General features: G+C 35.4%; 12 protein-coding genes. 1 reads left to right on the top strand and 11 read right to left on the bottom strand.

Going from position 1 to position 16,278, the window contains the following annotated elements; all coding sequences use genetic code 11:
- Positions 1–498: 498 nt before the first annotated feature.
- Positions 499–2,199, bottom strand: coding sequence for an ABC transporter permease (locus DIT68_RS04095; RefSeq protein ID WP_109358539.1), 1,701 nt, complete (start codon positions 2,197–2,199; stop codon positions 499–501).
- 57 nt (positions 2,200–2,256) lie between these two features.
- On the opposite strand from DIT68_RS04095, the gene DIT68_RS04090 reads away from it, so the two are divergent.
- A complete protein-coding gene (locus DIT68_RS04090; protein ID WP_233244148.1) occupies positions 2,257–3,489 on the top strand; it encodes an exo-beta-N-acetylmuramidase NamZ family protein in 1,233 nt (410 codons plus the stop codon).
- An 862-nt stretch (positions 3,490–4,351) separates the two neighbouring features.
- Here DIT68_RS04090 and DIT68_RS04080 read toward each other — a convergent pair.
- The 10 genes from DIT68_RS04080 to DIT68_RS04030 form a co-directional block, all read right to left on the bottom strand.
- Complete coding sequence (locus DIT68_RS04080; protein ID WP_109358783.1) at positions 4,352–5,023, bottom strand: sugar transferase; 672 nt, start codon at positions 5,021–5,023, stop codon at positions 4,352–4,354.
- A 136-nt stretch (positions 5,024–5,159) separates the two neighbouring features.
- Positions 5,160–6,371 carry a polysaccharide biosynthesis protein gene (locus DIT68_RS04075; protein ID WP_109358536.1) on the bottom strand — a complete coding sequence of 404 codons (1,212 nt, stop codon included), beginning with the start codon at positions 6,369–6,371 and terminating at the stop codon, positions 5,160–5,162.
- A gap of 495 nt (positions 6,372–6,866) precedes the next feature.
- The gene (locus DIT68_RS04070) at positions 6,867–8,015 is read right to left on the bottom strand and encodes a LegC family aminotransferase (RefSeq protein ID WP_109358535.1); all 1,149 of its coding nucleotides are present in this window, start codon (positions 8,013–8,015) and stop codon (positions 6,867–6,869) included.
- Positions 8,016–8,420: 405 nt separating this feature from the next.
- Positions 8,421–9,041 carry an acetyltransferase gene (locus tag DIT68_RS04060; RefSeq protein WP_109358533.1) on the bottom strand — a complete coding sequence of 207 codons (621 nt, stop codon included), beginning with the start codon at positions 9,039–9,041 and terminating at the stop codon, positions 8,421–8,423.
- Between the two features lie 30 nt (positions 9,042–9,071).
- Complete coding sequence (locus DIT68_RS04055) at positions 9,072–10,313, bottom strand: glycosyltransferase family 4 protein (RefSeq protein ID WP_109358532.1); 1,242 nt, start codon at positions 10,311–10,313, stop codon at positions 9,072–9,074.
- 2 nt (positions 10,314–10,315) lie between these two features.
- Positions 10,316–12,148 (bottom strand): heparinase II/III domain-containing protein, encoded by a 1,833-nt coding sequence (locus tag DIT68_RS04050; RefSeq protein ID WP_146194114.1) that lies wholly within the window; start codon positions 12,146–12,148, stop codon positions 10,316–10,318.
- A 29-nt stretch (positions 12,149–12,177) separates the two neighbouring features.
- Positions 12,178–13,269 (bottom strand): non-hydrolyzing UDP-N-acetylglucosamine 2-epimerase, encoded by a 1,092-nt coding sequence (wecB, locus tag DIT68_RS04045; RefSeq protein ID WP_109358530.1) that lies wholly within the window; start codon positions 13,267–13,269, stop codon positions 12,178–12,180.
- A gap of 19 nt (positions 13,270–13,288) precedes the next feature.
- Complete coding sequence (locus tag DIT68_RS04040) at positions 13,289–14,323, bottom strand: hypothetical protein (RefSeq protein ID WP_109358529.1); 1,035 nt, start codon at positions 14,321–14,323, stop codon at positions 13,289–13,291.
- Positions 14,304–15,239: a hypothetical protein gene (locus DIT68_RS04035; protein ID WP_109358528.1), complete on the bottom strand. Its 936-nt coding sequence runs from the start codon at positions 15,237–15,239 to the stop codon at positions 14,304–14,306. The genes DIT68_RS04040 and DIT68_RS04035 overlap by 20 nt, the downstream gene beginning before the upstream one ends.
- Position 15,240: 1 nt before the next feature.
- Positions 15,241–16,275 (bottom strand): glycosyltransferase family protein, encoded by a 1,035-nt coding sequence (locus DIT68_RS04030; RefSeq protein WP_109358527.1) that lies wholly within the window; start codon positions 16,273–16,275, stop codon positions 15,241–15,243.
- Positions 16,276–16,278: the final 3 nt, after the last annotated feature.

Here is a 16,278-nt window from a genome sequence, read left to right as displayed (position 1 = left end):
AGGAATAAACTAAATTAATCTTTATTTGAGTTGGGTATTATTTTCTGAATTAGGGTTGTCCTCTCCCTTTATTCGCCTCCAAAGGGGGAGATTGATAATACCTTCGATTTATTTCTCATTTATACACTTAGTTTTCTCCTCGATTAATTTTAATTGAAGGCAATTATTTTTAGGGTGATCTTTTTTGGAAATTCGGTAGCTTCGGCAGGCTCAGTCACCGAAGGGTAATCCGTTGACTGAGCCCGTCGAAGGCAACTGTCATGAATGTAATCTCTGTTTGGAATTCGGTACCTTCGGCAAGCTCAGTCACCGAAGGGTAATCCGTTGACTGAGAATCTTGATAGTTCACCATTTAATCACATGATTGTTTATCTCCCGCTATTCATTGCATCACGTTAATCATCAGCCATTAAACATTAAAAATTAAAAAGCCTTCCAATACATCGCAACCCCCGTTAATCATTAAACCTTAAACATTAATCATTGACAAATCATTATCTAATCGAACTTCAAAGCCTTAATCGGTGAAATCTTGGTCACCACATACGATGGAATAATCAAGGCGGCGGTACACAGGATTATGGTTCCTATGTTCAGGAGTAAAATGTGAATGAAATTTAGTTCGACGGGAACGGCATCGAGGTAATAGACCTCTGGGTTTAATGGGATGATGGTGAAATGTTGTTGCAATAAACAAAGGCCAATTCCTACGACGTTTCCGATGATTACGGCGCGGAGGATGATGAAAACGGCTTGGTAGAGAAATAGTTTTCTGATGTCCCAATTGGTGGTTCCAATGGCTTTTAAAAGACCAATTAATTGCGTTTTTGTGATGATTAAAACCAATAATCCCGAACCCATGTTGATGGTTCCAATCAAGAGCATTAACACCAAAATAATGATGACGTTGAGGTTGAGGAAATCGAGCCATAAAAAAATTTCTTGCTGATCTTCTGAAATGGTTCTTACACGGTATTCGATTTGTTCCTCGGTGTCTTGAAAGTAAATTGCACGTTTTATATTCGCCGCAATTTCATCTAGTTGGGCAAAGTCATTGACTTCCACTTCGTAACCGCCAATGTAGTTTTCGTAACTCCCTTTTCCGTCGAAATATTCGAAAATAACGCGTTTTCCTCCTTTAATGTTTACAGCGAATTTTGTTCCCGATTCATTTAAAAACTCTTTTTGAATTTGATCCATTTCTAAGTCTTTTGGAAAGCATGGCAAGTACTTATTTCCTTCTACTTTCACATGAAGGTAAGCAGTGTCTGGAATAGAGTTTAATTCTCCAAAACCGTCTATAAAGGAATAATAATCGGAACTTATCAGGCGAATTACAGTGTCTTTGATGTCGCAATAGGTGAAACCATAAGCATTTTCGAAGCCTTTTCCCCAATCGTGGCGGTAGTTTCCATTTCCCCCTCGGGCATCGGCATAAATTACAAATTGACCATCGCTGGTAACAGTGTCTGCCACACGAATCGCGGTTTGAATCCCCCAATCGTTGAGGCGCTGCACATTTCGCATATCGCCAATTACCACTTGTTCATCAAACTCCTGAAGTCCGGTTTTAAAAATTCCCGACACTTTGTATTTTAACTTAACGGGGGTTGCCTTCACGAAAAATACACTCACATCATCGCCCACAGCTATGCTTAAATTTTTAGCCACTTGCGAAGAAACAATAATTTCATCATGGGGAATACTGTCTTTTACGTTGGGAACAATTCCCTCAACCAAATGCTTTTCAAAAAAGTCCCAATTGTAGCTCGAACCCACGCCTTTCATGACAATTCCGTGAATTTCTTGTTGCACTTGAAAAGTGTCCACGCCATTTACGGTATAGCGATTGGTGTCAGGATCCGACTGTAAAAGCGCAGGTTTGTAGGCGAAAGGCTGAATGTTTTTAACGCCCTGTATATTTTTCACAGCCAATTCTAAAGAATCATTGTAGATAATTGGGGCAGATTCGAAAGTAGAATTTTCACCAGCTTTAACAATTGTAGCGTGCGAACCAAAGCCAATTACTTTATCTTTGACCTTGTTCTGAAATCCTGTAACGACGGCTAAGGTGATGATATTTATGACCATAGCCAAAATTATACTCAGGCGAGCAATTCGCGTGATGGGTTGCGAAACTTTTTTATCTTCGCCCTTCCCTTTATGGATTTTCTTTGCTATGTAATAGATTTTATTCACAATATCTTAAAATGCTTGCTAATGTACTCATTGCGTCTCTTCCTAAAAAGTTTTTTAATGTTTTTCGTCATTTCTTGTCAAAGCAATTTGCCCGCACAAGAAAACGAACTGAACCAGACGCTAGAGAATTCACAAGATTCAATACAAAATTCGCTGCCAGAAGTCGCTGAGAAATTAGTAGTAGGAGCAGAACAAATAGAACTTATTCAAACACTTTTAGGAAACAAAAAAGTGGGAATTGTCGGCAATCAAACCAGTAGAGTAGGAGAAACGCATTTGGTGGATACCTTGCTTTCTCGCGGAATGAATGTCGTAAAAGTGTATTCTCCAGAACACGGATTTCGTGGAGATGCAGATGCCGGAGAACATGTTTCTTCAGATCAAGATCCTAAAACAGGTTTGTCTATCGTTTCTATTTATGGAAGTAATAAAAAACCAAGTGCCGCCCAGCTAAATGGAGTGGAAGTACTGCTTTTCGACTTGCAAGATGTTGGCGCGCGATTCTATACTTATATTTCAACGTTACATTATATCATGGAGGCCGCCGCAGAAAATAACATCGAAGTGGTGGTGCTCGATAGACCCAATCCCAATGGACATTATGTGGATGGACCGATTCGTAAGAAAGGATATGAATCTTTTGTCGGAATGCACCCAATTCCAATCGTTCACGGAATGACAGTCGGAGAAATTGCAAAAATGATTAACGGGGAAAAATGGCTAAAAAACGGAGTTCAAGCCGATTTAACTGTGGTTTCTTGTTTGAATTACGATAGAAATATGCCTTATTCGCTGCCCGTTTCACCTTCGCCAAATTTGAGAAGCGATGCGGCCATTCAACTTTATCCTGGTTTATGCCTTTTCGAAGGTACGATTTTAAGTGTGGGCAGAGGAACTGAAACGCCTTTCGAAGTTTTTGGTCATCCTGACTTAAAAGGAAAAGAAGCTTTCGATTATAGTTTTACGCCTGTGCCTAGTTATGGCGCGAAAGATCCTAAACTTAAGAATGAGTTGTGTTATGGAATGAATTTACACAATTACGGTGATCCAAATAATTCAGAAACGAAAAGAATACATCAGTTAGAAATTCAATGGTTAATTCAAGCCTATAAAGCGATGGGTTCGGATGACTTTTTTATCACGAAGAACAGATGGTTTGATATCCTAGCGGGAACGGATGAGTTGAGGAAGGATATTGTTGCAGGGAAAAGTGAGGAGGAGATTCGAGCGAGTTGGAGAGCTGGTTTGGAGGGGTTTAAGGAGAAGAGAAGGGGGTATTTGATTTATTGATTATGGCTGTAGGCTTTAGGCAATAGGCTGTATGCGATAGGCTTTATGCAATTGTAGCTTCGATTTTGCTTTTTCTTCATTCTCACTCTGATTTATTTGGGTTGGAGAACTGGTTTCGTGGAGGTGACGCAAAGCTGCGCGGAGGGGCAGAGATTCGCAAAGTTCTTGAAGGTGACGGAGAGTTCTTGAAGGTGACGCAAAGCTGCGCGGAGGGGCAGAGATTCGCAAAGTTCTTGAAGGTGACGGAGAGCGCTGCACTGAGCTTGCCGAATGTGTTGTGTGGAGGGGCAGAGATTCGCAAAGTTTTTTAGAGGTGACGGAGAGTTCTTGAAGGTGACGCAAAGCTGCGCGGAGGGGCAGAGATTCGCAAAGTTTTTAGAGGTGACGAGGGAGTAGGGCTGTTTTTTCGGGGAGCTTTGCAAAGATAAGTTTCGTGGAGTTTTTTTAGGTTTCACAGAGAAAAAGAAGAGATTTACATGAATTCCCCAATACTCCTTATTGAATACTGACTACTGATTTGGGGCTTCCCTAATTTTCTCTCCGTAAACTCCAAGAAAATCAGGTCGGGCTATCCACTGTATCTTTTTTTTGAAAGAAAAAAAGGATGCCGTTTCTATCCCTAAGCCGGGCGTTAATGGTTCCATAATTAAGAATTGATTATTCGAAAATTTTATTTTAGTTTTTGTGAAAATATAGCATTGCATACTATGGTGATATACACCACCCCACTGGGGTTTATTATGTATTATAAACCAAAAAAGAACGCAATCTGCGTTCTTTTTAAATTACTATATTTTTGAATGAAAAGCCTGCCAAGTTTTCAAACCTCTCCCAAGACCCTCAAACCTCTCCCTATAAATCTCTAAAAAGGACGTTTTGGTAGTCCTTTAAACCATTTATAGACAATCTCGCTTTCTGGTTTTAAAATTACCCAAGCGGTTACAATGATAATCTTAACATCGGTAATAAAACCTTGATTTTCTTGGTACCATTTTTCCACTTCTCCTTTGAATGGGTAGATCTTTTGAGAATAGAACTCCCAAGTATCTTCACCTCTGTTTCTTACTTCGGTGATGAGTTCCTCTTCGTCTCTAAAGATGATAGAACCAATACCAGTCAATCCAGGTTTAACGTTATATATTACCTTTTGTACATGCTCGGGATAAGCGTCAAAACTTACTTTCATAACTGGTCTAGGACCTACAACGCTCATGTCGCCTTTAAAAATGTTAATCAGCTGAGGTAATTCATTGATTTTACTTTTTCTCAAAAATCCGCCCATTGGGGTAATGCGTGGATCTCGTTTTGTAGTAATCACACCACCTTTCATATTCGGACTATTCAACAACATCGTTGCGAACTTCCAGATCAAAAAAGGCTTGTTTTTATATCCAACACGCTCTTGCTTGTACCAAATATATCCTTCTCCTGTCAATTTTAGCCCAATCATAATTGGAATTAGCAATGGGGAAAGAATGATTAATGCAATCCCTGAGGAGAGGATGTCAAAAAAGCGTTTTATTAATTTGTACATTTTTTTTGTTTGTTGTTTATTCGTGTATTCGTGAAATTGTGAATTTGTTGGTTTCAAAACACGTGGATGCGTTGGTTTTTAAAACAGGTAGAGCCACACGGCCGTGTGGCTCTACCTGTTTTAAAAAACTAATTATTTACATTTTCTGATCCAATGATTTCCCTGTCTCGATATGTTCAAAATCGGGTAAATGTTTCTTCAATAAATCTACAATTGATGATTTGTCGTGATTTCCTGAATCCATTAATTCTTGTAATTCCTTAATGGTTTGAACGATGTCTTCTTTAGGCAGTTTTCTTGCATTTTTAATTACGCCTAAACTGTCAAAAGTTTCCTGATCAACTACATCTGTATCCGTATAAAATTCTTCGTAAAGTTTTTCTCCAGAAGTATCTGTATCAAAGAAATAAACAGGATATGGATCTTTGTCTGTCGTTGTTAATGCTAATTCTTTGGCTTCAACATCAGATTTACATTCTACAATTGGACGGTTTGATGCTTTGAAGAAATCAATAGTGATATCCTTAAAAAAGGCCATTTCTTCTTCTGCTAATTTGGGGAAAAAGATTTCTCCTGAATTTCCTAGCATACACGCTAACATACAAATCTGACCACTTTCTTCTGGCGAAACAAAGAATCTTTTCACATCCGCAGGACAAGAGATAGGCTGATTTTGAAATAATCTTTCAATATATCCTGCTAAAAGGGAACCGTTTGAAAAGGCAACATTTGCAAATCGGGCTGTTGTAATTTGTAATTCATTACTGTAAGCCATAATGGTTTCTTCCATCAATTTCTTACTAGCACCCATTACGTTAACCGGATTCGCTGCTTTATCTGTGGAAACACAAAAGAAATGCTCTGGTTTGTTATCAACCAGTAAATCTAAAAACTCTTTCGCTTTGAAAACATTATTTACAATCATCGCCTCAATAGAGTATTTATCTTTCTCGCTTCTAACGTGCTTGTGTGCTGCAAAATTCGCTACAATATCAAATGGACCTTCAGCCAAGAACATTTTTCTAAATACAGAATCTCCAAAACTCATTGGATAAGTTTTGTATTCCTCAGGAACAAACATATTTGCATCTGAACGCAAAGTTCTTGTTAATTCAGTTAAACCGTTCTCATTCGTATCAACCACATATAATTTACCTGGCTTAAACTTCAGGACTGCTTTGATATAAGAAGAACCAATTGTTCCAGCTCCTCCAATAACAAGTACTGATTTACCTTCAATTTTTTTAGTTAAAAGTGCTGCGTTCGCTTCAATATCCTTCTCAAAAAGACTTGTTGCTCTTTTTGTTATGTGGGTGTTTATGAAATTAGGGATGTCTATTATGTTCATTTTTTAGTTTTTTCGTTAATTTGTTTTTTAGTTGATTTGTTGATTCGATTTTTTGTGAATTAGTGAAGTCGTTTATTTGTTATTTAGCATTCAAGGATTCTTAGTGTCTCCCCCTTTGGAGGGGGCGGGGGGAGGATTTAACTACTTGTCTAAATTAATTGGCCTATCTAAAGCATAATACTCAAAGCTCTATATGCTTTTGTAAGCAAACAATACATAAATGAATAGATTTAGTTTAAAATTATTTAAATTCATGTACTTTAAGTTCCGTTTTAACATTTAAAATAAACATTGCTATTAGATAAAGTAAGAACTCATAATCTATAGGATAAACCCTATTTCTCGTAAAAACCTTTGATCACCTATATTATCCTCCCTCTGTATCTCCCTCCAAAGGGAGAGGTGTTTCAAATCAGCTTTTATGTTTAATTAACAAGATATATTCAATTGATATCACGATGGAATTTTCTTAATTAAGATGAATCCTTTAATCACCTATTTCTCGTAAAACCCCTTTATCGTCTCCACAACCTCCTCCAACTGTTCTCCCGTTATCCCAGCCGAACTAGGAATACTAATGCTATTCTCATAAACGCTTGCAGAAACATCTTTTTTATTAATATAAATATCGTCTTTAAACATGGCTAATTGATTCATCGGCATCCAGAATGGACGAGATTGAACTCCATTCTTGTTCAAATAATCCAATAACTCACGCATGCGAGATGTGCTGAACGTAAACAACCAACAGTTTGGATCTGTTCCTTCTGGAATTGATTGAAACTTGATATCTCCAACTCCTTCTAAGTGTTCACGATAAAAAGCATCCATTTTTTTCTTCGCTTTTAACGTTTCTGGGAAAGTTTCCATTTGTGCAACTCCAATTGCTGCAAGTACATTCACTAATCGATAGTTATAACCAATTTCATCATGAATGTAATCCATCGCACTGACTTTCGCTTGAGTTGTTAAGTGACGCGCTTTTTTTGCGATTTCTTCATCGTCGGTAACAATTACTCCACCACCTCCAGTAGAAATAATTTTATTTCCATTGAAGCTAAAAACTCCAATTTTACCGAATGTTCCAGCGTGTTTTCCATCAAATGTACTTCCTAATGCTTCCGTACTGTCTTCGATGATATCTAAATGATATTTCCCTGCTATTTCCAACATGCGGTTCATATCACCAAAGTTTCCTAGTACGTGAACTGGCATAATCGCACGAACTCTTTTCCCAGTGGATTTATCAAAACAAAAAGTTCCGTTGTTAGATGTCTTTAATTCTGTATTTTCTTGAAGATATTTCTCCAATAAATTCAAATCCATTTGCCAATTGTCTGCATCGACATCAATCAAAATGGGTTGTGCTCCTGTATATTTTATCGCATTCAATGTTGCAATAAATGTAATATTTGGTGCAATCACATGATCGGCAGCCGTAACACCCAACAAGATTTGTGCTATGTGAAGTCCAACAGTTCCGTTCATACAAGCAACGCCATATTTAGCACCTGCATATTCAGCAATCATTTCTTCAAATTGCGTAACATAACTTCCAGCTGATGAAATCCAACCGGTTGTTAAACAATCAAGGACGTACTTCGACTCGTTTCCTTCTATTTTTGGGATTGATAAGGGTATCATTTTTTTTATGTTGTTAATTTGTTGTTTCGTTTATATGTTAATTCGTTGAATCCCTTTGTCTCCTCCCGATTAAAATCGGGAAGGGGGCAAGAGGAGGATTTTTATCTATTTAAAGATTCTTACATTTTTGTTTTAACGACTGGCAAAAAAGGGATTCCTCAGTCGTATTACTCCATCGGAATGACAGTTGTAGAACATATGAGAGTGGGAGAAAAGTTGAAAAAGCGAAGCTTTTTCAACTTTTCTCCCAATAAAACATCCAATTCTCTGTCATTCCGAACAGCGCTTAAAATCTTTGATTTTTAGTGATGGAGGAATCTCTTCTTTTCTATCAGTTAATATTTCACTCCCCAATCTTTAAATTTTTGAATAAGAATCGAAGATTCTTATTGAATTATTGAATCTTTAAACAATTGGTTTCGCGGGATTTCCTACCACAGTTTGACCATCTGGAATATCCTTAATGACCACAGCACCTGCGCCTACTATTACATCTTTGCCTATCGTTACACCTTGTTTAACAACTGATCCAGCACCAATAAAACTTCTTTCTCCAACAGTTACATTTCCTGCTAGTATAGCTCCGGGAGCAATATGAGCAAAGTCTTTTATTTTACATTCATGTTCTACTACTGCACCGGTGTTTATAATACAACCAATTCCTATTTCACTCAATGGATTTATTATGACTCCTGCAGAAATTAATGTGTTCACTCCAATCTTTGCTGTGCTTGAAACTATTGCAGATGGATGTTGTAAAGTCGTAAAAACACCTTCTTTAACTGCAATGATTTTATGGTAAACCTTTTCACGGATATAGTTATCTCCTATACTTCCAAAAAGCATCGCATCATGTTGCTCGAATTTTTCTTCAATGTCTAAAAACGGTAATTTATATGGGTTGTTTTTTGATTCAGTAAATTCGTGATAACCTAGAATATCTAAATTCATAGCTTGTGCTGTTTCGATGCAGACGAAAGCATGACCTGAGTATCCTATGAAGGCGATTTTTTTATTTGAGTTCATTTATTCTTAAGGTTGAAATTTTCTTTGACCTTACTTTACAGCAACCTCCTCTAAGTAACCAAGATATTCCTTTGCTAACTTTTCTCTATCAAAATGAAGCTTAGCATATTCATGTCCGCTGATTCCCATTTTAAGTAATTTCTCAGACTGATTATATATCTCTCTTAGTTTCTCGGCAATGTCTTTTGCATTTTCAGGTTCAACATATATACCGCATTGTGCTTTCTCCACCAGCTCTCTAGAAACTCCATCAATTGCTAAAAGAATTGGAATTTTACACGACATGTAATCAAATGATTTATTACTGTAAATTGTTTTAAACGTATCTACCTTTTTTAATACTGATGCGCCCATATCTGAAGCCATAATATATTTAAAAACATCTTCCTTTGCTACAGGATCTCTGAAAATTACATGATTGTCTAATCCTCTTTTTACAGTTTCTTCTTGTAGCATTTTCTTTTGCATTCCACTTCCTATGAGTTGGAAAACAATATTTGTGTCTCTAAGGTATTCTGCAGCATCTAATAATTGAATTAGGTGGTTGGCTACTCCATGTGCACCGACATAAGTAATCACGAATTTGTTTTCTAAACCTAAATCCTTCTTAAAAGCTACTCCATCAAAATCGCTTAATTTTTCAGAAAGTGTAAAGTCAGCTGCATTGGGTATAAATCTGATTTTCTCAGGAGAAATCCCTTTTTCTATCAATTTATCTCGAAAAGCTGGCGTTAAAACGTTAATGAACTTCGCTCGTTTATATAAAAATCCTTCAAACCAAAAAGCGAGTTTGATAATAAACTTATTTTTTAGTACTCCCGTGTCTATTGCTGATTCTGGCCATAAGTCACGCACTTCAAAAACAAATGGTACTCTTTTTAGTTTTGATAAAACATAAGCGGTCATTCCTACAAATAGAGGAGGGGAGGTGACTAAAATCACATCGTATTTACCTTTGGTTTTTCTCCATCCTCCCCAAATAGCAGAGAACATAAATGAAAAATAGCCCCATAAACGGCCTAAAAAGTTAACGTTGTAACTTTCTGATACATGACAACGCAATACATCTACGTTTGGATAAAAGTCATTGTCTTTAAAGTAATGCTTTCCTTTATAGCGTTCTGGTTTTTTCCCTGTAGTGTAATTTACCATTCCTCCCAAAACGGTAACTGAATGACCAAGCTTACTCCAAACTTGCGTCATCTCATTAAATCGAGAACCTCCACCTTCGCCTTTCTCTAAGAAATATTGATGTATGAGTAGTATTTTCACTTTTAGTCTTTAATTTTTATTGTTGTAAGCATTGTGTTTTTACTTTTGAAAGTATAACGAATACTTTTTTCTTTCACACCGTAGTTGCTTGAATGCCATTTCTCTTCAATTAATGGTTCAAGTTTTAAGCCATCAACTGTTTCACATTCTATATCAATTGAGTTTAAAACTTCGGGATTTATGTGCCAAAAGACCTTCTTATCTAAGTGGTCGGTATTTGAAACCTCATCTTTAACCACCCATTCATTCTTACTTTTCAGTTTCTCTACTTTTCTTGAATGCCATATTCCTTTACCGATGTTTTTAAAGCCTTCAATTTTACCTTCAAAAACAATTTTATCATTTGTTTCTGAAACTTCTCCGGTTGCCTTTTTTATCCAATTAAACCAAATGAATCGGCTACCTCTTAACATTTGGTTTTCACCATTAACAGATAAAGTATTATGACCTTCACAACCAGTAAAAAAATCGATTGTTTCTTTATCTGTGTTGTATTTATAAGTACCAGCGTCCCAAAGATAATTCTGTCCATCTTTCCAGATATCTAAATGCAAATTATCACTTTGGGAAGGACGATCTTTATATGCTCCACATCGAATAAATGTTTTTACTGAATCTTCTTGATGAATATAGTAGCCACCTATCTTGAATTCATGTATTCCTTGAATATTTTTCGGTTTAATTTTTAGATTATTCAATCCGTACCAAGCTTGACTTTCTTGATTAACTGTAACGGTATTATTTATTACTGCTCTTAAGTCGTTCAATTGGGAAACGTAAATTCTAAAATCATCTTCTGTCCATTTGAAAAATAGTGCACCATCATTGTTTCCATAATTGGGAAGTTTTCCACTAACAGGATCCATTGATGTGTCTAAAAATTCTAATGATAATTGAGCACGTTTCTTGACAATTGGTGACAGGTTGACTTTATGTAAATCTGAAAGTCTTATTCCCCATGTTAATAATTGAACAAGTACCCTATGATAATTCATACTGTATTGAAGGAATGTTCCATCAGGGTAAACTTGATACTCTACTTCTTTCTCAAACCATTTCTTTCCGTTTGTGCTCCATTCTTTAGTGTTTGGTAAAAATGGGAAAAGTAAGCCGGAAAGATACAACATCATTGTCTCAGTTATTGCATGATTGTTCCTTACTGCAATTCTAGAGAAATTAATATGATGATATACATGATGTAATTGCCAATAAATAGCATACATGATTTTTTGAAATCTATCTTGCGTTAAATTTGGAGAATCTTTATAGTAATTTAAAGCCAAAGACCAATTCATAATACGTAGGCTAATTTCCTGACTACATTTATAATTCGGACCGCAATTGATAGGATTCTTTTCTATAAAATCAATGATTTGATTAATAACAAATTCCGATTGGTCTTCTTTGTAATGATGGTCATATCTTAATAAATCAGTAAGGAATGAAAATCTAGCCTTTTCCCATACAAATTTAATATCACCCATTTCTTCTGAAAGATCTGGAATTGCTGACCAATGTATTGAGGTGTCATATTCGTATCCTGTAATTGGGTTGGTCACCCAGTTGAAATCTATACCTAAATCATATATTTCTTTACTGAATAAAACGAATTTACCGGCTTTCATGTTCTCAACTCTCTTTTTAAGAGTATCATCAGGAGAAGAAGGAGTATCTATATTTTTTCCGCTAAAAAAGAAAGTTGGTGTATCTGCTCTCCATTTCTCTAAAGAAACTTCTGGTGAAAAGGTTGGATTAGCAGGATGTCTTTTTTGTAAAACACCTATTTTAGTTTCAATAGCGTGAACAATGCGATAACTAGTGTATCGTAAACCCATGTTTTGAACTAATTGTAATTTGTTTTTAATCAAGATTCCAATTTCAAAAGTGTTTCAATAATTCTTTCAGCACATTTTCCATCCCACATTGGGATTTCTTTAGCCTTTTTCCATTCTCCGCTAAAAAGTTTTTCCATTGCTGGTTGAATAGCTTTAGGATCAGTTCCCAAAAGCTCGTTGGTACCCAAATCCATTGTTTCAGGTCGCTCAGTGTTGTCTCTTAAAGTCATACATGGAACATTCATTATAGACGCTTCCTCAGTGATTCCACCTGAATCGGTAACTACCGCCTTTGCTCTTTCTACCAAATAGTTAAATTCTAAATAACTTAAAGGCTCAATCATATGTAGTCTAGGGTGCGAGATACCCAATCCTTCAAGAATCTTAGCGGTTCTTGGGTGTACAGGAAATACTAAAGGGATTTCGTTTGAGTGATCAATGATTTCTTGCATTAGCTCCTTTAGCTTTGAACTTTCATCAACGTTTGCAGGACGGTGAAGTGTCATAACGATATACTCCTTTTCTTTAAGATTTAGTTCATCCCAAACTGGAGGTTTTATGAAATTAGGTCTTTGTTTTAATAAAGTATCAATCATTGTATTTCCAACAAAGAAAATTTGATTGTCTTTAACACCGCTTTTTCTTAAGTTCTCATTGGCTAACTCAGAAGTTGTAAAAAAGTAATTAGTGATAGCATCAGTAATTAAGCGATTGATTTCTTCTGGCATTGACCAGTCTCCTGAACGAATTCCTGCTTCTACGTGGGCAACTTTTACTTGCATTTTTTGTGCAGTAATAGCACAAGCCATGGTAGAAGTTACATCACCAACTACTAAAACAAGGTCTGTTGGATTATCGAGTAATTCTTTTTCAAAAGCTATCATGATTTTAGCTGTCTGTTCAGCTTGTGTTCCTCCACCTGATTCCAAATTAGTGTCAGGAGCTGGAATTTCTAACTGATCAAAAAAGTCACCTGACATTTTTTTATCGTAATGTTGACCAGTATGAACAAGACGATACCCTATGCTTTTACCTTCATTTTTCGCTTTTTGAACAGCGTGAATGATTGGTCCTATTTTCATAAAGTTTGGTCGTGCGCCTGCTATGATTGTGATTTTCATATTTTTCTAAACTATAAATTTATAAATTTTTTTTTATTTGTTTTAAAGGATACTTAATGATCATTTGATCCTTTTTAGTAGCGAAAGTTGTAAACCAAAGATGGTTTTCGGATCCTGGTCCACTAGGAAACATTAGCTGACCATATTGAAACAATTTCATTGGATATAAATCTTTTTTAAATACTTGAATACACTTCCACTGAATACCATCAATAGAGCCCCATAATTCAACATTTTTTTGATTGTTAACTTCTGAAGGTTCACAGACAGTTGAAAAAAAGAGCATACCTTTTACCTGACTTCCATAAAACACCGGACCACCAATCTCTTGGAGTCTTTCGATTTTATTGTTTGCTCTAACAATTCTGTAGATATAGTTCCTTTCATGCGGGGCATCAGTTGCATAATAAATATGTTTCTCTGTAAATAATAACTGGATTCCTCTTGCCTGTTGATCACCCTGAATTAATGGGATAAATTTCTCACCTTCTAAGAATCCGATAAAACATTCATCATCATTATCCCCCGTTGCTATAAATAGTTTTTTGGTAAAGGGGTCAAGCTGTACACTATGAATATGACGAATGTTTTTAAAAACATAAAATTCCTCAAAACGGGTTTTATCCTCAGTGGATTTAAAAAGACAAATTTCTTTACGCTCTATATTTGAAGTATATTCGCCATAATAGAAATCCCCATTATATTCAGTAACCACTAGAGGACGAGAACCAACAATTGGACTTCGACTAATCAGCAGCTTATCTGTTTTGGAGAAAATAAATATTTCATTAAAACCAAAAACTGTAATAAAATTTTTGTCAATCAAAACATGATAAACATATTGTCTAAAAAGACGACGGCTTAACTTTGTCTGTACTTTTAAATTATTAACAAACTTTATGGGGATCTCTAAATACTTCTGCCAATTTTCACCTTCATCTTCACTTATGTAAAGAATATTCTTTCGAGAGCTGATCAACACATCCTTATTCACATAGTGTAACAAAGCGTTTTTTTGAACAACTTCAGAACTTTTATTTAAAGTAAGGCTCATAACAGATTTTATTTTTTAAAATGTCACTGATTTTAGGACAACTTAAGTTTTTATGTTTTAAAAAAGCCATTCCTAAGCGCGGAGTATTAACCCAAGCTTGTTTTGTACTTAATTGAACAGGTTTATTTTCCAAAAACACTTCTTTGAAATTTTGGACACTATCTAGATAATAATAAAACCATCCCCATGTTCTAGGATTTATATCCATTAAAAAATATTCTTTAGTATCCAGTTTTTGTTTGAATTCAAACTCAATAAAACCCTTATAATCGATATCAGATAAATGTTCTTCTATTCTGAATATTAACTCTTTATTCTCTGCCGTCTTGTTCACAACATATGCTGATATACCTTTAGGATAATGGTTTTTTTGTTCGACAGCAATTAAACTATTTTCATATCCATTATAATAACCTGCGATAGCGACTTGACGATATTCTTTCTCATCTAAATATGGTTGCAAAAGACATTCTTTCACAATTGATCCTAATTCATCAAACTCTATTTTAGTTTCAATTTTTTTAAATTTGAAACTTACATTCCCTTTCATAGAATCCTTTGGTTTCACGGCTAAAGGGAATAAAAGATTGTTAACATTGATTTCGGGGATGTAGTTTGTTTTTATATCATTTGCAATCTTAGAAATATTAGCTTTATCTCTTAAATAATAATGATTGGATAGATATGGTATATAGAGCTCTGATAGGTGATTAAAGGCAGTTTCAGAGCTAACTAATATATTATTAGAATCAGAAATTTGATTCTTATTTATAATGAAAGCTTCACCGATCCTCTTTTTCTCAGAATATTCATTTGGAAAATAATAAAGAGTTGATGATATTCCTTCTTTTAAAAGAAATTTATAAAGATTATAACCTGTTTTGGCTCCGCCAATTATTTGAATCGCGTTAGTCATATTAATTCCATTCTCCTTTAATAGCTTTTAAATATTGTTGAGCCATGTGTTCAATTGTGTAGTTTCCCATTTTATCAGAGAGTCTTTTAGCATTTTCTTTTAAAAGTTGGGGGTCTGAATAGATTTGATCAATGTAGGCTTTTACTTTTTTAGGTTCTGAAAAATCAATAAAATCTTGATTGGCGTCTATCGCTAATTGGATTTCCGGTCCATGATGAGAGTTTGGATCAATGGCTATAGATCGGTTGAATCGTGCCGCATTCATAACTAACAGGCCAGCTCCCCCCGGATTAAATACGAGATGTGCCCATTCAAAGTGTTCTTTTAACTCTTCTTCATAAGCAGCATCAAAAATCTCCAAATTATCCAGTTTCTTTTTATTTGTGAATTCTTCACGAATACCAGGACCAATCAATCTCACGTGAACCCTAGAATCCCTTTGTGCTAAATCATGTAATCGATCTATTTTTTTGCGCTCTTGATATCTGCCTACCCAGATAATATGAAGTTTATCTTTTAACTCAGGTAGAGGAAGAGGAGAGATTTCACTTTTACTATATGAGGTATTGTTAAATACGATAATAGGCTTTTTTGTTTCCTTAATTAGTCTCTTTTTAACCATTTCGGAATAGACTAAAATACCTTCTTGATTAGCATTTATAAATATCTTTCTTAAAAGCTTAGTTATGGGGTCTTTATGACTTCCGTAGATTAGTCCTTCACATATTACTCTTTTTTTTCTTCTGAAAAGATTGAACATCCGAGGAAGAAACCACATTGAATACCCTACTACAATTACATCATAATCTTCATTTCCAAGCGTAAACTCTTTGGTGTTAAAGTGAAATTTCAAGAATTTCTTTTTTTCTAAAGGAATATATTTATAACCTATTCTTTCATCCGGATCTTGTAAATTAGCTTCTATTCCTTTATATGAAGTTACGGTTAAATCTACGAACTGCCCTAATTCCGTTAAAAATTTATCTCGGTAATTAGGGGCGTAGTTAATCAAATAAAGAACTTTATATTTTGCCATCAA

Origin of the sequence: Brumimicrobium oceani (assembly GCF_003143775.1) — a bacterium.
Taxonomy (GTDB): domain Bacteria; phylum Bacteroidota; class Bacteroidia; order Flavobacteriales_D; family Crocinitomicaceae; genus Brumimicrobium; species Brumimicrobium oceani.
This window is presented reverse-complemented; position numbering and strand designations above follow the sequence as displayed.